The organism is Microbispora sp. H10949 (assembly GCF_014161435.1).
Classification (GTDB): domain Bacteria; phylum Actinomycetota; class Actinomycetes; order Streptosporangiales; family Streptosporangiaceae; genus Microbispora; species Microbispora triticiradicis.
This window is the reverse complement of sequence record NZ_JABBWZ010000010.1, coordinates 196,206-218,084: the sequence shown is the minus strand read 5'-3', so window position 1 is coordinate 218,084 and position 21,879 is coordinate 196,206. Positions and strand designations below refer to the sequence as shown.

Below are 21,879 nucleotides of genomic sequence, written 5' to 3'. Positions count from 1 at the left end.
CGGGGGCCGCGGTCAGGACTTCTTGAAGGTGAAGGGCCGGCTCAGGCCCCGGGCGATGCCGCGCAGGCCCTGGCCCTGGTTCTGGCCCTGGGCGCGGCGCAGCGCCGAGATCTGCTTGCGCAGGGCGCCGATCTCCCGGCGGAACTCGACGGCCGACTTGCGCCATCGCCCCGCCTCCTCGCGCCACTTGGCGACCTGACCGCGCAGCCGCTCGACCTCCTTGGTGAGCCGCTCGACCTCGGCCTGCGCCGACACCCTGGCCCGGTAGGCCGCACGGGGGTTCAGGTACGGCGCGGCCTCTCCGAAGGCGCTGAAGCCGAAGCTCTCACCGTCGACCCAGTAGGTGCCGAACATCTCGTCCACGAGGTCGTCTGCGTTCTCTCCCTCGGCCGCGATCAGAGCGGCGCGGGCGAAGGCCTCGGTGCGCTCCAGGCGGGCCGCGACGATCCCCTCCGCGTCCTCGGCCAGGAGCACGCTGACCAGCCCGCGCTCCCGCCCGCGCAGCACTTCGAGCAGCCGGCCGAGGGTGTCCTCACCCGGCGACCAGCCCGGCGGGACGCGCAGGCGGTACGGCGACGTGGTGTCGGGCGGCGTCGTGGCGAGCCGTACGCGGCCCTCGTGCGCGTAGTGCGCGCGCAGCAGCACCAGATCCAGGCGCGGGTCCCTGAGCGGCGCGCGCTGCTCGGGCGCGAGTTCGTCCCACGGTCCGGTCATGACGACGGCGAGGTCGGTCACGGTGCCGGCGAGCACGCCGTCCACGGTCGCCCGGACCTCGTCGTACGACCCCGCCGTCGCGTCGACGACGACCTCGACCTGCGGGACCTTCCACTGCCGGGAGGGATGGGTGCGCAGCCACCGGTAGCCGGGGACGCGGTCGGTCACCAGGGCGTGGCTGACCCGGTTGATCCGCTCGCTGTCGCGCATGCGCATGGACGGCCCGAGGTGGTAGGCCCTGGCCTCGGGGTCCGGGATGAAGACCGCCCCCGCCTGCGCCAGCCGGTAGCCCATCTCGGTGTCCTGGCCGAGGATCATCTCGGGGTCCATCGCCCCGGCCCGCTCGAACAGCCTGACGTTCGCCGACGACGCACCGCCGATGTGGATGCTGAACGGCCGCGGCGAGCGGGTCAGCCCCTGCGACCGCGCGACCAGGTCCTCGATCCAGGCGTGCGGCTCGGCGGGCTCGAAGAGCCCGGCCAGGTCGTCCGCGCCCGCGACCTCCTCGGGAGCGGGCAGCGCCGCGGTGCTGAAGCGCAGATAGGAGGTGACCGACAGGTACGGCGCGAGGTGGTGCCAGCGCATGTGGGCCTCCACCTCCGCACGCTCCGGCACCACGTCGGAGTCCATCCAGTGGATGACGTCCCCCGTCGCGGCGGCCAGGCCGGCGTTGCGCGCCCTGGCCCGGCCCGGCGCCTCGCAGACCAGCAGCCGCGTGCCGCGCGGCCGGATCTCGGGCAGGCGCAGCGGCGGGTCGCTGCCGTTGTCGACGACGATCACTTCGAGCAGGTCGGCCGGGTACGTCTGCGCGGCCAGCCCGGCGAGCGTGAGGTCGAGCTTCGCCTGGGCGCCGTACGCCGGGATGACGACGCTCGCCCGCAGGCTCGGCGTCCACGCCGATCCGAGCGCGGGCGGCTCCAGCACGGTGTAGTCGTTTCCCCTGATACGTGGCGTCATGGCGTGTCCAGCAGCAGACTCGGGCGAAAGCCGCGCCATTGGTTCGTCGCGACTCGCAGGAAGTGGGCAAGGGGAAGGTTCCAGGTGTGGTCGGCGCTGAGGGACCGCCGCAGGACGTAGCCGAGGCCGTGCGTGCGGTAGATCCGCCCGCCCGCCTCCTCGACGGAGCGCCGCAGGTGGGCGTCCTCACCCCGGTCCTGCGGACCGAAGCCGCCGACCTCCTCCAGCAGGGCGCGGCCGAGCAGGATCGTGCCTCCCGCGACGTGGTCGGTCCACACCTCGCTGCTGTAGTCGGTGCGGCGGATCGTGACGTCCAGAGGCTGGAGGTAGAAGAACTCGGGAGCGGTCCCGACCAGGTCGGCGCCCGAGTAGGTCATGGCCAGCAGCAGGTCCGACAGGTGTTCGGGGCCGTACCAGTCGTCGTCGTCCCATTTGGCGACGATGCCGGTGGACGCCCGCGCGGCGGCCTCGTTGAGGACCGTTCCGAGCGGCGTCTCCTCGGCGGCCTCGACCACGGTGACGGGGCGGGGGAACTCCTCGATCGCGGACCGCACCCGCGCCGCGGGGAAGCCGTGCAGCGCGACGACCACCTCGAAGTCCACCCCGCGCTGGCGGGCCATCTGCCGCAGCGCGTCGCCGACGTACCGGGGCCGCCGCGTGGCCATGACGACGGTGACCGGCGCCGGGCTCACGGCCACTCCCCCGGCGCGCAGCGCGTGCCTGCGCAGGCGCACACTGTGCTCCTCCCGGCGCAGGTCGGCGACCGACGCCGGAGTGCCGTCACCGGGCTCGGGCGTCCAGGCCGCGGCGAGCCCGGCGAGGACCGGATCGGCCTCGCGTACCCAGGCGGGCGGGTCCGGGCAGGTCAGCGGCACTCCCGCGGCGGCGAGCGCGATCACCGGCTCCAGGGCCGCGGCGACGGGCTGCGCGGGCCACTCCACCGTCAGCCCGCGCAGCGGCCGCAGTTCCTCGACGTCGGCGGGCCGCGGCGGGCCGGGCAGCGGGCGATCTCCCACCGTCCAGCCGCCACCGCTCCAGGACAGCGTGGCGGACTCCTGGGTGGGACTGCGGGTGAAGCCGTACGGCGAGCACATCTCCGTCGCGACCGTCACGTGTCCCTCCCGCTCGTCTCTTTACGAGGTTTGTGGACTTATATCATCAGAAGCTGGTAAGAACCTGTGACTTTGAGTACTCGGACCGTCTCTCACATGTCGTCGGGGACCGGCCAGACCTTTCCTCCGACGAGGTCGCCCAGCGCCCTCACCTGGATCTTCCCGGCCTTCCGCTGCCGCGCCACCCAGTCGACGAAGGCGGCGAACTCCTTCGGCGCGGTCGCGTACTGGTCCCGCGGGTTGTTCTTGATCTCGTGGAAGACGAAGGTGACCAGGCCGCGGCCACCCTCCTCCTGCGCCCGGGTGACGAAGCTCTCCAGCGTGCGGGCCGTACGCGGCAGGCGGGTCTGGCTCGTGGCACGCACGGCGGCGAGGTCCACCGGCGGCAGCTTCTCGGCGATCGGGCACGATTGGCAGCTGTCGGGCCGGTACAGGCCGTTGATACCGCGTGCGGTGGTGTAGCCGCACCGCATGGCGAGCTGCTTGGTGGTCTCGTCGTAGTCGCCGAAGGGATAGGCGAACGAGCGGGGGGCGAAGCCCAGCTTCAGCAGCGCCCGCCTGTCGTCGCAGATCTCGCTCTGCTGCACGGCCTCGGACTCGTCCGACAGGTGCGGATGACGGAGGGTGTGGCCGCCGATCTCGTGCCCGGCCCGCGCGATGGCGCGCAGCGCCGGCACGCTCAGGTATCTGCCGGAGGTGCCGAGGCGCGCGCTGTTGACGTAGAAGGTGCCCTTCAGGCCGCGTTTGCTCAGCATCTTCGCCACGGCCAGGTGGTCGGCCGTCCCGTCGTCGAAAGTGAGCGCAACGATGGGCACCGCGCTCCTGGCCGCCTTCCGCGTGCCGTGAGCGGGGGCGGCCGCCTGCCGGGCGGCGTGCGCGGCCGCCTGCCCCGAGGAGGGAACGCCGGCCGCCCCGGCGGGGGCCTGCTGAAGCCCCGCGACCGACGCCGCGGCGACGAGACAGACCGGTACGAGTCTCTTCACCGTAAGTCGCATAGGCGAAGACTTTACTTGCATCGGGCAATTACTTTGCCGTCACCCTGACGATCGGGTATCGCCCCGGCGGTCAGTTTCCGCGCCGGCCCCGCTCGAACAGCGCGACGGTGAGACCGGGGAGTTCGGCGGAGTGCCAGGCGGTGGACAGGCGATATCCCGCCGCGCGTACGGCCGCCACCCGCCGGATCTTCGTACCCTCCAGGCCGGCCTGTTTCGTCCCCCGCCAGACGACCCAGACCCGGCGGCGCCCGGCCAGGGCGTCCGCGAGGCCGGGCTTCTCCGCGTACTCGAAGGCCGGGCCGGGCCCCGCGAGGAGCACGTCGTCCGGAAGCCCGTCACGGCCGTAGTAGCGGAAGCCGGTGCGCAGCCTGCTCTGGCCGTACACGACGGCGTCGCCGGGGCGCAGCTCCGCCCTGATCACCTCCACCGCTCCGGGGAAGTCCTCGTAGTGGCCGTTCTGCCGCCGGTAGTCGGCCTGCGCGGGCAGCCCCAGCGCCGCGACGGCCAGTACGGAGGGCACGGCCACCAGCGCGGCGGGGAGGGCGGCCGGGCGCACGGAGGCCAGGGCCACGCCGGCCGAGAGCGCCAGGGCGGGCGCCGCGACGAACACGTAGCGGTCCACGTAGGCGGGGGTCACCAGCGCGTCGACCACGAGCAGCAGCAGCGGCGGGAGGACGAGCCATCCGCCGACGAGCACACCCCAGAGGACGGACGCGCGCAGCAGGATTACCACCCCAGCGACGGCCAGGGCGAACAACACCGGACCGGCGAGATCGGAGCCCGCGACGTGCTTGGGCACCTTCAGCAGCACCTCCGGCCCGTGCGGCTGAATCCAGCTGATCGCGGCACGCTCGCCCCATCCCACCAGCCCGAGAACCACGACGGGGACGCACCCCGCCGCCATCGCGGGGACGACCCTGGTCCACGCCGTACGGCCTGGCAGCGCGAGCAGGGCGGCCAGGAACTGGGCCGGGAGCACCAGGACCGAGAACAGGTGCGTGCAGCCGAGCAGGGCCACCGCCGCCGCGTACCCGCCTGCCCGGCCCCAGGTGGGCGACTCGGCGACCCGGTGCAGCGCCCAGGCCGAGACGACGGCCGCCGCCGCCGCGAACGCGTACGGCCGGGCGTTCGCTCCGTGGAAGGACACCGACGGCAGCACCGCGAACAACGCGGCGGCCACGATCCCGGCCCGCGGACCGGCGAGCCTGCGGCCGAGGTCGGCCAGGAAACCGGCCGCGACGCCCGCCGCCAGGGCCGACGGCAGGCGCAGCCACCACTCGGCCTCGCCCAGGAAGGACCAGAGGTGGATGAGCAGGTAGTAGGGCAGGAAGTGGCCGTCGACGTGCTGGACGAGCACCAGCAGGCCGCTCAGCGGCCGGGCCACCGCGGCGCTGTAGGTCGCCACCTCGTCGCCCGACAGCGACGCCGTACCGCCAGACACGGCGACGCCGGTGGTCACGACGCCCGCGACGATCGGCGTCCACCGCGTTCGCCCTGTCCACCGCGTTCGCCGGGGCCGTCCGGACCATCCTGTCGCGGCCTGGGCCGCGCCGTCGTCGGCAGTACGGGCCGCCTCGCCCGTAACCGCGCTCTCCCCCGAGGCAGCGATCATTTCTACGAGATTAGGGTCATCCCGTTTCCACCGCCGCGAAGATCCAACTGGTCGTTACCGGATCGAGTCGTGCCTCAGAGGCCGGTCCCCCGAGGGCATCCGCCGGACGGATTCCGAAGACGGGATGGGACGCAAACTGTTTGATTGTTATAGTCATATGCAAACAGTCGGAGGTGGTCCCATGAACGGCTACCCGCACCGCGACGCCGGTTGGCTCCGTCGGTTGATCCTGACCGTGGCGTCGCCGCCCCTGATCCTTCTCGTTCCGTTGCTGCTCTTCGCGGTCTTCCGGGACCGGCTGCCCCACCTGGCGTACGTTTCGGGTGCCGCAGGAGACCACGGCTCCGAATGGGGCCGATGGCTGCGAATGGCGCTGTTCCCGATAGTGTTCGCCGAGGTGGTGTTCGTCGCCATGTTCGCGCACTATCAGCGCTGGCCGGAGCTGCAGCGCCTGCTGGCCGTCTTCGGCTTCAGCCAGAGCGTCCTGGCGGCGGCGGGGAACGGCGTCGCGGTGGCGGCGCTGATCGACGCGGACGGTCCGGCTTCCCAGCCGTCCTGGGCGATTCCCACGGAGATAGTGCTGGCGGTTCTCGCGGGAATCGCCGCCTGGCGTCTGTCGGGGCCGCTGCCCCCTGCCGCGCCCGCGTACGGCACGCCGCCTCCGGACGTCCCGCTCCTCCCGCTGGCGCCGGGCCAGCGGGCCGTCTACGCGGTGTCCGGCTGGAACCGTCTCACCCTGTTCCAGGGGGCGGCGTTCCTCGCCTTCGCCTGGTTGTCCGCGCCCGACTTCGCGGAGCGCTGGCAGGCGACCACGATAGCCGCGCTCCTGGGGAGCTTCCTGATCCTGCAGGCCCGCAGCCGGCTCCGGATCGACGGACGGGGCGTGGAGGTGAGCCTGCCCTGGCTCGGGGGGCTGCGGCGGGCCGTGCCGTACGAAGCGGTGGTCTTCGCCTCGGTGCGGCTGAAGACGTCCGGCAGGGGGCTCGGCGGCATGCTCGGCGGCAGCAGAGGATGGGGTTACGTCGGCGGCGGGGATCCGGTGCTGGCGCTGCGGCTCACCGACGGCCGGGAGTTCCTCTACTCGGCCCGGGACGCCGAGGCCGCCGCGGCTCTGGTCAACGGGACCCTCACCCGCATGCGGGCAGGCACCGGATGCTGATCGTCGTCGACCCGTCCTCGGTCCAGCCCCTGGCCGACCAGGTGGCGGCCTCGGTGCGCGGGGCGGTCGCCAGGGGCGAGGCGGTCCCCGGCGACAAGCTGCCCTCGGCGCGGGCCGTCGCCGCCGCGCTCGGCATCAACCTGCACACCGTGCTGCGCGGCTACCAGCAACTGCGCGACGAGGGCCTGGTCGAGCTGCGCCGGGGCCGTGCGGCGACGATCACGGAACTCGCCGCACAGGGAGGTCGCCTGCACCTGCGCGAGGCCGCCGAGGAGTTCGCCGGCGCCGTGCGGCAGCTCGGGGCCTCCGAGGAGGAGGCCCTCGACGCGGTCCGCCGAGCCCTGGCGGACCGCTGACCCGCCGTCCACGAGGCCGATACGGGGCGTACGGCGTGCCCGCTCGGGCCGGGCAGGCCGCCGGGTCAGGCCGCTTCGCCGTGCATGGGACGGCGGCGGAACCGGCGCAGGCCGGCGACCAGGAGCCCCGCCGCGGCCACGGCCGCCGCACCGCAGGCCGCGAGAACCGGCACCGAGGGACCGTCGTAAGCCGCCGCCCGCTCACCGGCCGCGGGGAAGGTGATCGTGCCGGTGGCCGTACGGCTGACCCGGCCGCTGCGCAAGGTGAGCCGGAACCTCCAGGGCCCGGCGGGCAGGTCGTGGCCCAGCAGCACGGTCACCTGGCCGTGTCCGCCGGGAGGCAGGGTCGTGGCGCGGGCGCTGCGGAAGGGCCCGGCGCTGAGCGCGCTCGGCCCCTCCGACAGCCGCACCTCGCCCTCCAGGTCGACGGCGCGCTCCCCCCTGTTGCCGACCTCGGCCACCAGGCGCGGGGTCGCGTCGTCGGTACGCCCGGCGGTCACCTCCCCGATCCGGAAGCTCGTCGGCGGTTCGCCGCCCGGGCCCACGTCGAGGTAGGTGCGGACGCCCACCCGGTTGACGAGCGCGACGTTGCCCGACGGGCCGGGCGAGGCCGAGGAGATCTCCGCCCAGATGACGGCGTACCGCTCGCCCTTGGAAGCCGCCGGCGGCACCGCGACGGTGGCCGTCACCGGGACGTGGCCGTGCGGCGGCAGCTCCACGGCGGTCCGGTCGAGCCTCATCCAGGAGGTCAGCTCGTTGGGCGTGCGCGCGGGGGCGAACCTGAATCCGGCGTCGCCCACCTGTGCCGCCGCGGCGTAGAGGTCCACGTGCTGCCGGGAGGAGGAGGTGCTGAACACCTCCAGGCGCCTGGTGAAGGTCGTGCCTGGATTGACGTGGTCGACGATGAACGCGTGCGAGCGCGGGTCGTCCAGGCGGTTCTCGGGAATCTCCAGCAGCCGGATCCCGAACCTCCCCTGGCGGTTCCCATGGGCGTCGTCGCCGGTGGCCGCAGCGGGGGCCACCGGCGCGAGCACCGCGGTCACGAACAGGCCGGCGGCGGCGAGCCCCCGGACCGGACGGTCAGGCAACGGAGTGGTTCACCGTTCCGGTGTAGGTGCCCGCCACGGCCGCAGCGGGCACGTTGACGACGATGGTCGGATTCCAGGTGGCGGAGTTGTCGCCGGAGCCGCTCGTCTTGCTGAACGCGGTGCGCGGCACGTCGAGCGACTGGGCGGCCGCCGCGTTCGCCTGCCCCGGCACGAACGTGCCGGTGCCCGTGGTGGCCGTCGCCGCGCCGGACCAGTAGAGGACGGCGCTGTTGGGAACGGTCTCGGCGGCGGTGCCGCCGCCGGTGGTGAAGCCTCCCGAAGCGGCCGACACCGTGGCCACCCATGTCGCGGTGAGCGCGGCGCGCTGGTCGGACACCGTGACCGGACCCAGCAGGCCGCTGATCTGAGTTCCCGGCGCGCCGCTGCCGATGTTCACCGGCCCGTCGGGAACGGTGATCGTCAATCCGTCCGGGGCGGTGACGGTGAAGGTGACGGTCGTGGGACACGTGGTGGACGCCGGACACGTGGCCGCCGCGGCGGGTGACGCGGCCGACGCCACGGACAGCGCCGCCGTCAGCGCCAGCACTGCCACGCCCGCCGACGGCGCGGCGACACTCCTCTTGCACACAGCCGATCTCCTCCGTGGATGCGCCGCCCCGTCCGGGCCGCGGTCGGTGACATAGTGGCCGGTCGGCGGCTCGCGGCGAGATCACGCCCAGCGGCGTCTGGAAAGCCTTTGTGATCAAATGACGAGCGGCGGGGACGCGCGGCCCGACGCCCGCGGTCACGTGGCGTCACGGCGTGGCGACGGCCGCGGGCCGCGCCGATGACCTAGCCTGCCGTGGATCGTTCACGGCGAAGATCGGCCGCACGAAGGCGACTCATGCGGCAGGGGCGGCGAGGAAGGCCATATGCGCAAGGTCCGTGCGGATGCCCTGGTCGTCGCGGCGCTGGCCGCGTCGGCCGCACTGCCGATCGCGCCGCCGATCGCACTGCCGATCACGCCGTTCACCGCTCCGCTCGCGCTCGCCGCCGGGCCGGGCGCACGACAGGCGGAACGAGACGGCGTGGGCGGAGCCGGGCTGGTCGCCGTGCGGGTCGACCCCCTGACGATCACCGTGCCGGGCTCGGCCAGCCTCGGCAGCGGAGCCCGGGGTGGCACCATCAGCGCCTCTATGGGCACGGTGACCGTGGCCGACCAGCGCAGCGGCATCCCTCCCTGGACGGCGACCGTGTCCGCGACGAACTTCACCACCGGCAGCGGCACTCCCGCGCAGACCATCACGACCGCGAACGTCGCCTACTGGTCGGGGCCGGTCACCGCGTCGTCGGGCGCCGGAACGCGCTTCCCCGGACAGGCCACCGCCGCCGACCGGGTGCCCCTCACCTCACCCGTCGTCGCCTTCAGCGGACGCAAACAGGTGACGCCGATGTCGACGAGCTGGCAGCCCACTCTGGTCATCACCATCCCGTCCGGCGCCGCCACCGGCGTCTACACCGGGACCATCACCCATTCGGTGGCCTGACCACCCCGATCCGTCCAGGAGTTGGGTCTCCCGTGACCCGCCACGGACGCGGCGGAGCGGCCTCCGGCGAGGCGGCTCGGACATAGTGAGGCCTCGCCCCCGGCCCCTCATGTCTCCGCTCAGCCGAAGGGATGCCATGCCCCGCTTCTCACGACACCTCCGCCGTCCACTCGCGGCGATGGCGCTGGCTCTGGTGACGGCCGCGCCGTTGCTCAGCGGCCCGCCCGCCACCGCCGCCGCCCCGGGCCCGCGTCCCAAGCCGCTGCCCCCGTGGGTGCTGATCTGCAAGAAACTGAAGCGGATGCCGGAGCACCGGCATATGCGGTGTCCCGTCCAGCGGCCGCGCCCGCCCGTCCGGCCGTTCCGGTCCGGTGACGTCACGCGGGTTCCGACCGTGACCGAGTTGAACATCCCGACCGGCACCTCGGGCCCTGTCGGCATCACCTCGGGCCCGGACGACGCGCTGTGGTTCGCCGAGAACTACGCCGGCCAGATCGGCCGCGTCACCACGGACGGCGACTTCACCGAGTACGCCGTGCCGACCGAGGACTCCGAGCCCGCCCACATCGCCACCGGCTCGGACGACGCCCTGTGGTTCACCGAGTCGGCCGCCGACAAGATCGGCCGCATCACCACCTCCGGAGTCGTCACGGAGTACGCGCTGCCCAACACGGGGTCCTTCCCCTGGGGCATCACCGCCGGCCCCGACGGCGCACTGTGGTTCGTCGAGATGACCGGCAACAAGATCGGCCGGATCACCACGTCGGGGACCATCACGGAGTACGCCCTGCCGACGAGTAGCGCCTTCCCGGTGCGGATCACGACGGGGCCGGACGGCGCCCTGTGGTTCACCGAGTCGTTCACCGGCAAGATCGGTCAGATCACCACGTCGGGGACCATCACCGAGTACACCGTCCCCTCCTCGGGGGCGACGCCCATCGGGATCGTCACCGGGCCCGACGACAATCTGTGGTACACCGACGCCAACGGGAAGGTCGGCACCGTCACCACCGGGGGCGACTTCACCGAGTACCCGCTGGACGACCCCAACGCCTTCCCGTGGGGCATCACCAGTGGATCCGACGGCAGGCTGTGGGTGGCCGAACAACTCGGCAACGCGGCCGCCAGCGTCACCACCTCGGGGATCATCATCGAGTACAACATGCCGACCGTCCTCGCCGGGCCGTTCGACATCACGAGCGGACCGGACGGCAACGTCTGGCTCACCGAGGACTACGTCGACCAGATCGCCAAGGTGACCCTCTGACCGGCCGACCCGGTCCCCGACGGGCCGCCGCCGGGAGCGGCGGCGGCCTCCGCGGTCTCACGACCGCTCAGGGCGCCTCGTCGCCCTCCACGCGCATCACGCTGGCGACCGCCCGGACGGTGTTCAGTTCGCGCAGATCCTCGATCGTGCCGGACAGGGCCGCGTCGCTGGCCCGGTGGGTGACCAGCACGAGCCTGGCGTCGTCGCCCCGCCCCTCCTGCCGCACCGTCTGGATCGACACGTCGCGCCGGGCGAAGATGTCGGCCACCCGGGCGAGCACGCCGGGCTTGTCCGCCACGTCCAGCGACACGTGGTAGCGGGTGACGCTGTCGCCCATCGGGTGGACCTTGAGGTCGGCGTACGTCGACTCCTCGGGACCGCGGGTCCCGGCGAGGCGGTTGCGGGCCACCGCGACGATGTCGCCCAGCACGGCGCTGGCGGTCGGCGCGCCGCCCGCGCCCGCGCCGTAGAACATCAGCCGCCCGGCCGACTCGGCCTCCACGAAGACGGCGTTGTACGCCTCCCGGACCCCGGCCAGGGGGTGGGACCTCGGGATCATGGCGGGGTGCACGCGGACGCCGGCCGACCGGCCGTCGTCGGAGCGGGCGCAGATGGCCAGCAGCTTGATGACGTACCCCATGCCCTTGGCGGAGGCGACGTCGGCCGCGGTGATGTCCGTGATGCCCTCACGGTAGACGTCGGCCGCCGTCACCCGGCTGTGGAAGGCGATGCCGGCGAGGATCGCGGCCTTGGCCGCGGCGTCGAAGCCCTCGACGTCCGCCGTCGGGTCCGCTTCGGCGTAGCCCAGCGCCTGGGCCTCCTCCAGGGCGTCGGTGAACGAGGCGCCGGTGGAGTCCATCTTGTCGAGGATGTAGTTGGTCGTGCCGTTGACGATGCCCAGCACCCGGCGCACCCGGTCACCGGCCATCGACTCGCGCAGCGGCCGCAGCAGCGGGATGGCCCCGGCCACGCTCGCCTCGAAGTACAGGTCGGCGCCGTTCTCCCGGGCGGCCCGGTGGATCGTCGCGCCGTCCTCGGCCAGCAGCGCCTTGTTGGCGCTGACCACCGACTTGCCCCGCGCCATGGCGGCGAGGATCAGCGAGCGGGCGGGCTCGATGCCGCCGATCACCTCGACCACGATGTCGACGTCGTCACGGGTGACGAGGGCCTCGGCGTCGGTCGTGAGCAGCGCGGGGTCGACGTCGGCGTCCCGCTTGCGCCCCAGCCTGCGCACGGCGACGCCGGCCAGCCTCAGCGGCGCTCCGACGCGGGCGGCGAGGTCGTCGGCCTGCTCGCCGAGCAGGCGTACGACCTGCGACCCGACGACGCCGCAGCCCAGCAGCGCGACCCCGAGCGCCGGTTTGGCGTTACTCACGACCCCTCCTCGCTCCGCCGCCGGACCGCCGGCGGCGGCTGGTCACAGCTGCCCCCTGAGCAGGTCGTCCTCGGTCTCCCGGCGGATGATCACCCGCGCCTGGCCGTTGGACACCGCGACGACGGCGGGCTTGGGCAGATAGTTGTAGTTGCTGGCCAGGGACCGGCAGTAGGCGCCGGTGCCGGCGACGGCGATCAGGTCGCCGGGGGCCAGGTCGCCCGGCAGGTGCAGGTCGCGCACGACCATGTCGCCGCTCTCGCAGTGCTTGCCGACCAGGCGCGACAGCATCGGCGCCGCCTGGCTCTCGCGGGAGGCGAGCACCGCCGTGTACTCCGCGCCGTACAGCGCGGTGCGGACGTTGTCGCTCATGCCGCCGTCGACGCTCACGTAGGTGCGCAGGCCCTCCACGTTCTTGACGGTACCGGCCTCGTACAGGGTCACGCCGGAAAGGCCCGCGATCGAGCGGCCCGGCTCGACCGTGAGGCGCGGCACCGGAAGCCCGGCCGCCTCGCAGACCTTGGTGACGATCTCCCGCAGGCCGTCCGCGATGACCTTGACGTCCAGGGACTCGTCACCCGTGACGTACGGGATGCCGTATCCGCCGCCGAGGTCCAGCTCGGGGAGCACGACGCCGTGCTCCTCCTTGATGTCGACCAGCAGGGTGGCGAGACGGCGGGCGGCGACCTCGAAGCCGCCGACGTCGGTGATCTGCGAGCCGATGTGCGAGTGCAGGCCGACCAGTTCGAGCTGCGGGAGCGCGAGGATGCGGCGCACCGCCTCCGCGGCGGCGCCGCCGCTCAGCGACAGGCCGAACTTCTGGTCGTCGTGGGCGGTCGCGATGAACTCGTGGGTGTGCGCCTCGACCCCGACGGTCACCCGGATCATGACCTTGGGCCGTACGCCGTGCTTCTCGGCGAGGAAGCCGAGACGGGCGATCTCCTCGTACGAGTCGACCACGATGTGGCCGACGCCGGTCTGGACGGCCCGCTCCAGCTCCGCGAGCGACTTGTTGTTGCCGTGCAGGGTGATCCGCTCGGGCGGGAAGCCCACGCTGAGCGCGACGGCGAGCTCGCCCGCGCTGCACACGTCGAGGCCGAGCCCCTCCTGGTCGATCCAGCGGGCGACCTCCCGGCACAGGAACGCCTTGGCCGCGTAGTGGACCTCTCCGTCGTGGAAGGCCGACCGGTACTCGCGGCAGCGGGAGCGGAAGTCCTCCTCGTCGACGACGTACAGCGGTGTGCCGAACTCCTTCGCCAGGTCGCGTACGTCGATGCCGCCGATGGTGACGGCTCCGCCGGTGCGGCCCGACGTTCGCGGCCAGATGGCCGGTTCGAGCGCGTTGAGGTCGGCGGGCGTGTGCGGCGGACGCTCCTCGGGCGGTCCGGCGGTCACGGCGACGATCGAGGAGGCGGCGTGCAGGTCGCCGGCTGGGTGGGCGAATCGACTCACCCGCACGAGGCTAGCCGACCCGGCGATTCTCCCGCGCCCGCTGCTCACCCTGCGAGACAACGTGTGGAAGATATTCTGGATCCCAGGTCATCATGCGTACTGTTTCCGGCTGTCTTCTGGTTTTGCTCACATTTTGCAGCCCTAGATTTGGCGGGGCGGGGTGAGGCCGAGTTCCCGCAGGCCCGTGGCGAGCACCGCGCGCACCGCGTCCCCCATCCGCACCCGCGCGGCGTGGACGTCCGACGGCTCCTCGTCGCCCCGGGGGATCGGCGAGGCGTGCTCGAAGGCGTCGTGGTAGGCCGCGGCCAGCCGTTCGAGATACGCCGGCCAGCCCGGATCACGGCTCTCCCGCCTGCTCGGCAGCTCCGCCAGGACCCGCAGCACCGCCCGGTCGTACGGGCCGGTCAGCCGTCCGGGGCGCACGCCGGCCCCGGTCGCGACGCCGAGATCGCGCGCCCAGCGCCGTACGGCCTCCGCCCGCGCGTACGCGTACCTGACGGCGAAGCCGGGGTTGTCCCACGTGCGGGGGAAGTCCGGCCACGGCCCCGCGCCGTCCGCCGGGCAGGACGGGGCCGTCTCCACGGGTTCGGCGGACGGGACGTCGTCGAGCACGTCTTCCGGTCCGGTGACGGCGATGACGAGGAAGCCGTTCGGCCGGACGTCCACCCGCCCGACCCCCGGGACGGCCCGGAGCCGTCCGGCCAGCCGCTCCGCCGTCTCCTTCGCGGGCGCGCCGCTCCCTCGCAGCGCCGCCGCCGAGGCGAACGTCGCCTCCCGTTCCCACGACCCCTGGGGCACGGGCGGCGAGCCGAGGACGGCGGCCAGCGCCCCGACGATCATTCGCCGGCCTCCACGGGCGGCGTCCGGCGCCCGTGGTCTCGTTCGGCATGGCCGGCGGTGGTCATCGCGGCCAGCCTAACGCCGGAGCCGGGGGCGGTCAGAGCAGGAGGGCGAGGGGCTCGGCCGGGACGTACCCCTCCAGGCGCGCCGAGGAGAGCAGCGCGCCCTCCGCCGAGTCGCGGACGCAGACGTAGGAGTAGCGGTCGGCCGAGTAGACCCGCACCCCGTCCGTGCGGCACTGCCGCATCAGGACCTCGCCCCACTCCTCCGAGACGTCGGCGAGACCGAGGTCGGTGAGGGTCTGGCGGCGGGCCAGGACGGTGCCCCCGGCGACCTCCGGCAGGAACCGGTGCTCGGCCCCCGGCTGGCGGAGCAGCGTGGCCCCGGTTCCGGGCAGGTGCGCGTAGAAGGACGCCTTTCCCAGCACCTCGGCGTCGGTGGAGGCGAAGTGCCGGACGAGGTCGGCCAGGTAGTGCTCGCCGTACAGGTCCCTGGGGTCGAGCACCGCCACGTGGTCGCCGTCGGCCAGCCGGACGGCGCGGTCGAGGGCGGCGCCCCGGGTGATCGGCTCCTCGGTGACGCGGACCACGACGTCGAGGCCGGGGCACGCCTGGCGGACGGTCTTGTCCACCAGCCCGGCGTCCAGGCCCTCCGCGACGATCACGAGCTGGCCGGGCCGGTCGATCTGGCGGGCCACCTGGGCGAGCAGGTGGTCCAGCTCGGCCTGACCGGCGACCGCGGCGATCGCCGTGATCACTCCGCTGCCCCGCACGCTGGGCACGCCCAGCGTGTCGAGGATCGGGTCGAGCAGCGGCGTCACGCCGGCGCCGGCCCGCCAGGCCAGATGGGCCTCCCTGGCCAGCCGTTCGGCGTCCGCCATGAACATCTCGGCCGCCGCGACGATCTCCTCGCCCTTGGCCCCGGCCCGCACCTGGAGCACCGGGGTGCCGCAGGCCGTGACCTCTCCTATCGTCCTCGGCTCGGCGTCGGCGCCCGCGATCACCAGGGCCGGCTGCCGGTAGGCCGTCAGCACGTCGTCGTACGGCGTGTCGTCGTCGCCCTGACCGGCCAGCGGCCTCCAGGCGGCCGATCCGTCGCCGGGAGGGGTGACGGTGCCGAGGGTGACGATCTCCCCCGTACGGCCGCCCTCCGCCGGGATGGGGTTGTGCACCCGGGGCTGGATCGCGTGCGGGAGCACGCCGATCCGGTCGTGCCGCAGCGCCGAGCGCCACTCGCGGGCCCGGGCCTCGGTGGTGGTCAGCACCCACTCGAAGTGCTCGGCCGCCGGGACCCCCCGCGACACCGCGCCTCCGGAGTGCCAGAAGACCGTCTTGATCCCGCGCTTGCGGCAGGCCGCCACCAGGTCGCGCAGCGCCCGCGTCTCCCCGGCCAGCGCCTCCAGCCAGCGTCCGCCGTTCCCCTGGCGCGGGCCGGGCCGTACGGACTCGACGAACAGCACGTGCGGCCGCTGCTGGTCGAGCATGGCCTCCCAGTTGTCCGGGCCGAAGTTGGTCACCAGCCGCCACTCGTACCGCAGCAGGGCCTCGGTCTGCCGGTCGACGATCGCGGCGACCGTCATGTACGGCCGCGCCGTCGGGCCCTTGGGCACGACGAAGTGTTCGGCGAGCGGCGCGGAGACCTGCGGGGGCTTCGGCTGGGGCGCGGCCGGAATGGCCTTCGCCTCATCGACGACGGGGATCTCCGGCTTGAAGTCCGAGCGCCTGGGCGCCGGGCGCTTCCTGGTCGGCGCCTTCAGCGTCTTGGCCACCGAACCGGGGTTCTTGCTGTGGATCGCGTCGCCGAGCTTGCTCCACCGGCTGTCCTGGAGCGAGGCGAGCTTCCAGTTGGCCACCTCGGTCTGGTAGCGCTGCTCGGCGAGTTGCTTGGCGAGCTGCCTGTTCTGCCGCTCCGCCGTCTTGAGCCGCGCCTCGGCCTCGCGCGTCTTCGTCACGGCCTCGGCCTCCGCGCGCGCCACCTCCTCCAGCCGCCGCTGGTAGTCGGCGATCAGCCGGGTGAGCTCCGCCGCTCCGGCCGCCCGCTCCACCGCCTCCGCCAGCGCCCGCCGCAGCGCCGCCGGGTCGCTCCGCTCAGGCTGTCCGGCTGCCGATTCGCTCAGCTCGCTCATAAGGGGTGACTCCGCGGTAGGCCATCAGGACGCAAGTCACAATATTCGCAGAACCCCCTGATCATTCTCAGCCGGAGGCGACGCCTCGTCCCTCGGCGAATCATCGTGACCGGCGACCGGACGACCACATCCCCCGCGACCAAGTCATCAGCGATCACGCGGCCGACTGTCCACGTGACTTACGCCCAAAGTTCCACACACCAAGCGACCAGACGACCACGAGACCCGCGACCGATCTTTCAGCGATCATGCGGCCAGCGTTTCACGTGACTACCCTCACATGCCATCCTGAGCTGGTGAGAAGCACCTCGCAAACCCCTCTCGGCCGCGTCGTCCCCCGGCATGCGGAAAAGCCCGCCGCTGACGCGTTGAGCGACACGCGTGTCGTGCTGGTCAACGGCGCCCGCCAGAGCGGCAAGAGCACGCTCGTACGCCTCCTGGCGAAGGAGAGGACCGCGGAATGGCGCAACCTGGACGCCCTCGTCGCACGACAGGCGGCGCAGGAGGATCCGGCGGGCTTCGTGGCGTTTCCCGACCTCATGGTGATCGACGAGATCCAGCGGGTGCCCGAGCTGTTGCTGGCCATCAAGGAGCAGGTGGACGGCGATCCCCGGCCGGGACGCTTTCTGCTCACCGGAAGCGCCCGCGTGCTGGGGTTGCGGGCCCTTCCCGACACGTTGCCGGGGCGCATGGAGACCATCGAGCTGTGGCCGTTCTCGCAAGGCGAGATCGACGGCGCTCCGGACGGGTTCGTCGACGCTGTCTTCGCCGAAGGCGAGAACCTGCGTCACACGTCCACGCTGTCACGCGCCGACTATGCCGAACGAGTCGTGCGCGGCGGCTTCCCCGAGGCGGTGGCACGTGAGAATCCGCGCAGGCGCGAGCGCTTCTTCGACTCGTACGTCTCGGACCTCATCTCCCGAGACGTCAGTCAGTTGTCGGAGATCGAGCGGACGGCCGAGATGCGCGCCCTGGTGCGGTCGGTGGCCGCCCGATCGGGACAGCTGCTCGTCGGCAGCTCTCTCGGTGCGGCCGTGGGGCTGTCCAACGTGACCGTGAACCGCTACCTCGGCCTGCTCGAGGAAGTGTTCCTGATCAAGCGAGTCCCCGCCTGGTCGCGCAATCTGAGCAGCCGGGCGGTCGGCACCCCCAAGGTGGCCTTCGTCGACTCCGGCGTGGCCGCGAACCTGCTGGGCGCCGACGCCAGGAGCCTGGTGCGACCCGACGGTCAGTTCGGACCGCTGCTGGAGGGCTTCGTCCTGATGGAGCTCGCCCGCCAGCTCACCTGGTCGGACGAGCGGGTGGAGCTCTTCCACTACCGGACCAAGGACAAGGTCGAGGTCGACGCGGTGCTGGAGAACCGGCAGGGCCGCGTCGTCGGCGTCGAGGTCAAGGCGTCCTCGACCGTACGCGCGGACGACTTCCGCGGCCTGCGCCACCTCGCCGACCGCCTGGGCGACGACTTCGTGGCCGGCGTCGTCCTCTACACCGGCACGCAGACCCTCCCCTTCGGCCCGCGCATGCGCGCGGTGCCGGTCAGCGCCCTCTGGCAGGTCTGACGGCCGGTCCGAGCCCAGGACCGGCTGACCCACGCCACCGAAGGCGGTGCCCCGGGGCCGGGAGGTCCGTAGACTCGGCTGCGGTTCAAGGGAGGGCAAACCGTGCGCAAGGGTGAGTGGCCGCGATTCCAGGCCAGGCCGTACGTCTGCGGGGCCGTCGGCCCCTACGAGCAGGCCAGGCTCGACCTGCTGGCGCGCTCGGGGCCCGCCGTCCAGGCCGCGCACACCGCACCGGAGGCCGCGCTGCTCGCCTCCGCCCCCCTGGCGCCGTACGCGTCGGGTCCCGAGGCGACGGCGTACGCCTGGGAGGGCCGGCGGCCGGAGGCCGCGCCGGGCGCGAACGCGTGGCTGCGGGTCGCGGAGACGTACGAGACCCCTGGACTGGTGGACGGCCCGGAGACGGTGGTCCTGCACACCGGCGGGCTGGGCCTGATCGACGTCTACTACCTCTCCGACGGGGACGCGGTCTACTTCTCCTCGCTCATCGAGCCGCTCCTCGCGCTGGCCCGGCGGCCGTACGAGGTGAACTGGGACGCGTGGGCGGCGATCCTGCGGCTGACCTACCCGCTGCTGGAGGACACGCCGTACCGCCAGATCCGGCGCCTGCCGGGCGCGACCGCGCTGACCTGGTCGCGGCGGGAGCGCACGCTGCGCGTCGACCGGCGCACGCCGCGCTGGGTGCGGGAGGAGCCGGTCGACCGCGGCGTGACGGCCGGCGACCTGGTCACGTTGCTGCACGACGCGCTCGCGCCGTACGAGCGGGTGCTGGTGCCGGTGAGCGGCGGGTACGACTCGCGGCTGCTGGCCAGCGTCGCGATGGCGCGGAAGATGGACGTCGAGTCGTGGACCACCAGCCCCGACGACGGCCTGGACCACGACATCGACTTCGCCCGCTACATCACGCGGGAGCTCGGCATCCCCCACCGGATCGTGCCGCAGCACCCGGAGAGGTACCCCGACGAGGCGCTGTGGGCGGCCCGCCGCCTGGAGTACCTCACCAGCCACCACGCCTGGTACTCCCCCTTCGCCAGGGAGGTGCACGCGGCGGGCCGGGCGCTGGTGGACGGCCTCGCGGGCGGCCCGCTGATGAAGAACTTCCTGATCACGGCGGACGCCGTCGGCGCGGGGACGGGCGCGTCCCGCCGCGCGGCGCTGCTGAAGGCGCTGGCGACCGGCGACGCCCACATCCCCGTGCTGGGCGAGCAGGCCGCCGCGTGGATGGACGACCGGGTGGGCGCGGCCTTCACGCGGGCGACCTCGATGCTGCACGGCCACCGGGCCGAGCTGCCGCTGAGCGTGCTCCACACCCGGACCGTGCGGGGCATCGCCCGCTCCCCGGTCAACCTCGTCGGCCCCGAGGCCACCCCGGTCTTCCCGTTTCTGCACCCGGAGTTCTTCGACGCGGCGCTGTCGGTGCCGGTCGCGGCGAAGGAGGGCGGGAAGTTCTACCGGGAGGTCCTGCGGGCCGCCAACCCCCGGGTGGCCGCGCTGCCGTCCACGAACACACCGCTGCTGCCCAACCGCCGGGTGCCGCTGCGCTCGAACGGCCCGGCCGCCCGCGAGTGGAACCACAGAATGCTGGTCAAAGCCACGGAAATCCCGGGCCTGATGTCGCCCCAGATGCTGGAGGCGGTCGCCGCCGGACCGGACGCGCTGACCGCCTTCGGCTCGTGGAACTCGCGGTTCTGGCTGCGGGCGCTGGTGGCGTTCGGGGCGTGGCTCACCGACTACGAAGACCTGCTCGGCGACCTCACCCCGCCCTGGAGCCTCCGCCCCGCGGCCGCCGTACCCACCCCGTCGTAGAAGCTCACCCCTATAGGGGTTACGGCCCCGCACAGTTCGGATACGCGGGTTGTGATCGCCGTACGTGATCACCTGTAAGCAGGTAAAAACCGCATGTTAGGGGGGTGTCAGGCTTTCCAGTCAGGCCTATACCGATGGTACTTTTGGCCAAATAGAGCCAAACAACACGGCGTGAGCTTCAAAGCTCGGGTGTGACCTGACCACGCGCCCCTTCTTTCCTCAAGCGAGAACCGAATGAACGCTGCTGCGCCCTGCCCTGACCCGGTTCCCGGGTCGTCCGGCGATCTCCCGGAGATCACCGACTTCGCCTCGCAGGACCCCCGCTGGTACAAGCGCGCGGTCTTCTACGAGGTGCTCGTACGCGGCTTCAAGGACTCCAACGGCGACGGCACCGGCGACCTGCGCGGGCTGACCGAGAAGCTCGACTACCTCTCCTGGCTGGGCGTCGACTGCCTCTGGCTGCTGCCGCTCTACCAGTCCCCGCTCAGGGACGGCGGATACGACATCGCCGACTACCTCAAGATCCTTCCGGAGTTCGGCGACCTCGGCGACTTCGTGAAGCTGATCGAGGCGGCCCACGAGCGGGGCCTGCGGGTCATCACCGACCTCGTCATGAACCACACCAGCGACCAGCACCCGTGGTTCCAGGCGTCCCGCACCGACCCCGACGGCCCGTACGGCGACTTCTACGTGTGGTCGGACGACCCCTCGAAGTACTCCGGCGTCCCCATCGTCTTCGTGGGCACCGAGGAGTCGAACTGGACGTACGACCCCGTGCGCAAGCAGTACTACTGGCATCGTTTCTTCCACCACCAGCCTGACCTGAACTACGACAACCCGGACGTCCAGGCGGCGATGATGGAGGTCATCCGCTTCTGGCTCGACCTCGGCGTCGACGGGTTCCGGCTGGACGCGGTGCCGTACCTGTTCGAGCGCGAGGGCACCTCCTGCGCCGGGCTGCCCGAGACGCACGCCTACCTCAGGAGCATCCGCGCCGAGGTGGACCGGATCTACCCCGACCGGGTGCTGCTGGCCGAGGCCAACGGCTGGCCGGAGGACGTGGTCGAGTACTTCGGCGACCCCACCCGGGGCGGCGACGAGTGCCACATGGCCTTCCACTTCCCGCTGATGCCGCGGATCTTCATGGCCGTGCGCCGGCAGAGCCGCGAGCCGATCTCCGAGATCATGTCGCGGACCCCCAAGCTGCCGGAGAGCGCCCAGTGGGGCATCTTCCTCCGCAACCACGACGAGCTGACGCTCGAAACCGTGACGGAGGAGGAGCGCGACTACATGCACGCCGAGTACGCCAAGGACCCGCGCATGCGCGCGTACCTGGGCATCCGGCGGCGTCTGGCCCCCCTGCTGGACAACGACAGGGACCAGATCGAGCTGTTCACCGCGTTGCTGCTCAGCATGCCGGGCTCGCCGGTCATGTACTACGGCGACGAGATCGGCATGGGCGACAACATCTGGCTGGAGGACCGCGACGCGGTCCGCACGCCGATGCAGTGGACCCCCGACCGTAACGCCGGGTTCTCCGAGGCCGACCCCGGACGGCTGTACCTGCCCGTGGTCATGGACCCGGTGTACGGCTACCAGGCGGTCAACGTGGAGGCCCAGATCAAGAGCGAGTCGTCGCTCCTCCACTTCACCCGGCGGATGCTGCAGATCCGGCGCGAGCACCCGATCTTCGGCACCGGCGCCTACACCGAGCTGTGGTCGCCGAACCCGAGCGTGCTCGCCTTCCTGCGGGAGGAGGGCGACGACGTGGTCCTGTGCGTCAACAACCTGTCGCGCTTCGCCCAGCCGGTCGAGCTCGACATGCGGCGTTTCGCGGGGGTCACCCCGGTGGAGTGCCGCGGCGGGGTCGCCTTCCCCACGATCGGCGACCTGCCCTACCTGCTCACGCTGCCGGGGTACGGCTTCTACTGGCTGTCGCTGCGCCGGGCCCCGGGCGACCACGCCCCGGACGCCTGAGCCG

The 21,879-nt window shown here is 72.6% G+C and carries 17 protein-coding genes; 7 read left to right on the top strand and 10 right to left on the bottom strand.

Features of this window, described 5'->3' with window-relative positions; genetic code table 11:
- Positions 1 to 12 precede the first annotated feature (12 nt).
- The 4 genes from HHX40_RS26065 to HHX40_RS26050 all read right to left on the bottom strand — a co-directional run bounded on the left by HHX40_RS26065 (position 13) and on the right by HHX40_RS26050 (position 5,390).
- Entirely contained in the window at positions 13 to 1,671 is a 1,659-nt protein-coding gene (locus HHX40_RS26065) for a glycosyltransferase family 2 protein (RefSeq protein WP_182882708.1), read from the bottom strand.
- Positions 1,668 to 2,783, bottom strand: a complete 1,116-nt coding sequence (locus HHX40_RS26060; RefSeq protein WP_310738282.1) for a glycosyltransferase family 2 protein — start codon at positions 2,781 to 2,783, stop codon at positions 1,668 to 1,670. The genes HHX40_RS26065 and HHX40_RS26060 overlap by 4 nt, the downstream gene beginning before the upstream one ends.
- 92 nt (positions 2,784 to 2,875) lie before the next feature.
- Positions 2,876 to 3,766: a polysaccharide deacetylase family protein gene (locus HHX40_RS26055; RefSeq protein ID WP_182882707.1), complete on the bottom strand. Its 891-nt coding sequence runs from the start codon at positions 3,764 to 3,766 to the stop codon at positions 2,876 to 2,878.
- An 82-nt stretch (positions 3,767 to 3,848) separates the two neighbouring features.
- Positions 3,849 to 5,390 (bottom strand): glycosyltransferase family 39 protein, encoded by a 1,542-nt coding sequence (locus HHX40_RS26050; RefSeq protein ID WP_182882706.1) that lies wholly within the window; start codon positions 5,388 to 5,390, stop codon positions 3,849 to 3,851.
- 181 nt (positions 5,391 to 5,571) lie between these two features.
- Between HHX40_RS26050 and HHX40_RS26045 the strand changes: the two genes are divergently transcribed.
- A complete protein-coding gene (locus HHX40_RS26045; RefSeq protein ID WP_182882705.1) occupies positions 5,572 to 6,549 on the top strand; it encodes a hypothetical protein in 978 nt (325 codons plus the stop codon).
- On the top strand, positions 6,543 to 6,905 hold the full coding sequence (locus tag HHX40_RS26040) for a GntR family transcriptional regulator (protein WP_117408981.1): 363 nt from the start codon (positions 6,543 to 6,545) through the stop codon (positions 6,903 to 6,905). The genes HHX40_RS26045 and HHX40_RS26040 overlap by 7 nt, the downstream gene beginning before the upstream one ends.
- 65 nt (positions 6,906 to 6,970) lie before the next feature.
- On the opposite strand, the gene HHX40_RS26035 is transcribed toward HHX40_RS26040, so the two are convergent.
- Positions 6,971 to 7,993 carry a peptidase gene (locus HHX40_RS26035; RefSeq protein ID WP_182882704.1) on the bottom strand — a complete coding sequence of 341 codons (1,023 nt, stop codon included), beginning with the start codon at positions 7,991 to 7,993 and terminating at the stop codon, positions 6,971 to 6,973.
- Complete coding sequence (locus HHX40_RS26030) at positions 7,986 to 8,582, bottom strand: hypothetical protein (RefSeq protein WP_310738281.1); 597 nt, start codon at positions 8,580 to 8,582, stop codon at positions 7,986 to 7,988. The genes HHX40_RS26035 and HHX40_RS26030 overlap by 8 nt, the downstream gene beginning before the upstream one ends.
- 283 nt (positions 8,583 to 8,865) lie before the next feature.
- On the opposite strand from HHX40_RS26030, the gene HHX40_RS26025 reads away from it, so the two are divergent.
- Together HHX40_RS26025 and HHX40_RS26020 are read left to right on the top strand one after the other, a co-directional pair.
- Positions 8,866 to 9,480, top strand: coding sequence for a hypothetical protein (locus HHX40_RS26025; RefSeq protein ID WP_182882703.1), 615 nt, complete (start codon positions 8,866 to 8,868; stop codon positions 9,478 to 9,480).
- A 178-nt stretch (positions 9,481 to 9,658) separates the two neighbouring features.
- Complete coding sequence (locus tag HHX40_RS26020; protein WP_220499589.1) at positions 9,659 to 10,747, top strand: virginiamycin B lyase; 1,089 nt, start codon at positions 9,659 to 9,661, stop codon at positions 10,745 to 10,747.
- Between the two features lie 67 nt (positions 10,748 to 10,814).
- Here HHX40_RS26020 and HHX40_RS26015 read toward each other — a convergent pair whose 3' ends face one another.
- The 4 genes from HHX40_RS26015 to HHX40_RS37890 all read right to left on the bottom strand — a co-directional run bounded on the left by HHX40_RS26015 (position 10,815) and on the right by HHX40_RS37890 (position 16,536).
- Complete coding sequence (locus HHX40_RS26015) at positions 10,815 to 12,122, bottom strand: homoserine dehydrogenase (protein WP_117408983.1); 1,308 nt, start codon at positions 12,120 to 12,122, stop codon at positions 10,815 to 10,817.
- A 42-nt stretch (positions 12,123 to 12,164) separates the two neighbouring features.
- Positions 12,165 to 13,571: a diaminopimelate decarboxylase gene (gene lysA, locus HHX40_RS26010; protein ID WP_182882702.1), complete on the bottom strand. Its 1,407-nt coding sequence runs from the start codon at positions 13,569 to 13,571 to the stop codon at positions 12,165 to 12,167.
- Positions 13,572 to 13,712: 141 nt separating this feature from the next.
- Entirely contained in the window at positions 13,713 to 14,411 is a 699-nt protein-coding gene (locus HHX40_RS26005) for a DALR anticodon-binding domain-containing protein (RefSeq protein WP_182882701.1), read from the bottom strand.
- 97 nt (positions 14,412 to 14,508) lie between these two features.
- The gene (locus HHX40_RS37890; protein WP_182882700.1) at positions 14,509 to 16,536 is read right to left on the bottom strand and encodes a glycosyltransferase family A protein; all 2,028 of its coding nucleotides are present in this window, start codon (positions 16,534 to 16,536) and stop codon (positions 14,509 to 14,511) included.
- Between the two features lie 368 nt (positions 16,537 to 16,904).
- Between HHX40_RS37890 and HHX40_RS25995 the strand changes: the two genes are divergently transcribed.
- The 3 genes from HHX40_RS25995 to treS all read left to right on the top strand — a co-directional run bounded on the left by HHX40_RS25995 (position 16,905) and on the right by treS (position 21,875).
- Positions 16,905 to 18,095: an ATP-binding protein gene (locus HHX40_RS25995; protein ID WP_259403935.1), complete on the top strand. Its 1,191-nt coding sequence runs from the start codon at positions 16,905 to 16,907 to the stop codon at positions 18,093 to 18,095.
- Between the two features lie 102 nt (positions 18,096 to 18,197).
- Positions 18,198 to 19,898 (top strand): asparagine synthetase B family protein, encoded by a 1,701-nt coding sequence (locus tag HHX40_RS25990; RefSeq protein ID WP_182882698.1) that lies wholly within the window; start codon positions 18,198 to 18,200, stop codon positions 19,896 to 19,898.
- 234 nt (positions 19,899 to 20,132) lie between these two features.
- Entirely contained in the window at positions 20,133 to 21,875 is a 1,743-nt protein-coding gene (gene treS, locus HHX40_RS25985; RefSeq protein ID WP_182882697.1) for a maltose alpha-D-glucosyltransferase, read from the top strand.
- Positions 21,876 to 21,879: the final 4 nt, after the last annotated feature.

What these genes read in the sequence shown, in the direction of transcription:
- treS (WP_182882697.1), top strand. Translation starts at nt 20,133, where the DNA reads ATGAACGCTGCTGCGCCCTGCCCTGACCCGGTTCCCGGGTCGTCCGGC.
- HHX40_RS37890 (WP_182882700.1), bottom strand. Translation starts at nt 16,536, where the DNA reads ATGAGCGAGCTGAGCGAATCGGCAGCCGGACAGCCTGAGCGGAGCGAC.
- HHX40_RS26050 (WP_182882706.1), bottom strand. Translation starts at nt 5,390, where the DNA reads ATGATCGCTGCCTCGGGGGAGAGCGCGGTTACGGGCGAGGCGGCCCGT.
- HHX40_RS26005 (WP_182882701.1), bottom strand. Translation starts at nt 14,411, where the DNA reads ATGATCGTCGGGGCGCTGGCCGCCGTCCTCGGCTCGCCGCCCGTGCCC.
- HHX40_RS26045 (WP_182882705.1), top strand. Translation starts at nt 5,572, where the DNA reads ATGAACGGCTACCCGCACCGCGACGCCGGTTGGCTCCGTCGGTTGATC.
- HHX40_RS26025 (WP_182882703.1), top strand. Translation starts at nt 8,866, where the DNA reads ATGCGCAAGGTCCGTGCGGATGCCCTGGTCGTCGCGGCGCTGGCCGCG.
- HHX40_RS26040 (WP_117408981.1), top strand. Translation starts at nt 6,543, where the DNA reads ATGCTGATCGTCGTCGACCCGTCCTCGGTCCAGCCCCTGGCCGACCAG.
- HHX40_RS26065 (WP_182882708.1), bottom strand. Translation starts at nt 1,671, where the DNA reads ATGACGCCACGTATCAGGGGAAACGACTACACCGTGCTGGAGCCGCCC.
- HHX40_RS26020 (WP_220499589.1), top strand. Translation starts at nt 9,659, where the DNA reads ATGGCGCTGGCTCTGGTGACGGCCGCGCCGTTGCTCAGCGGCCCGCCC.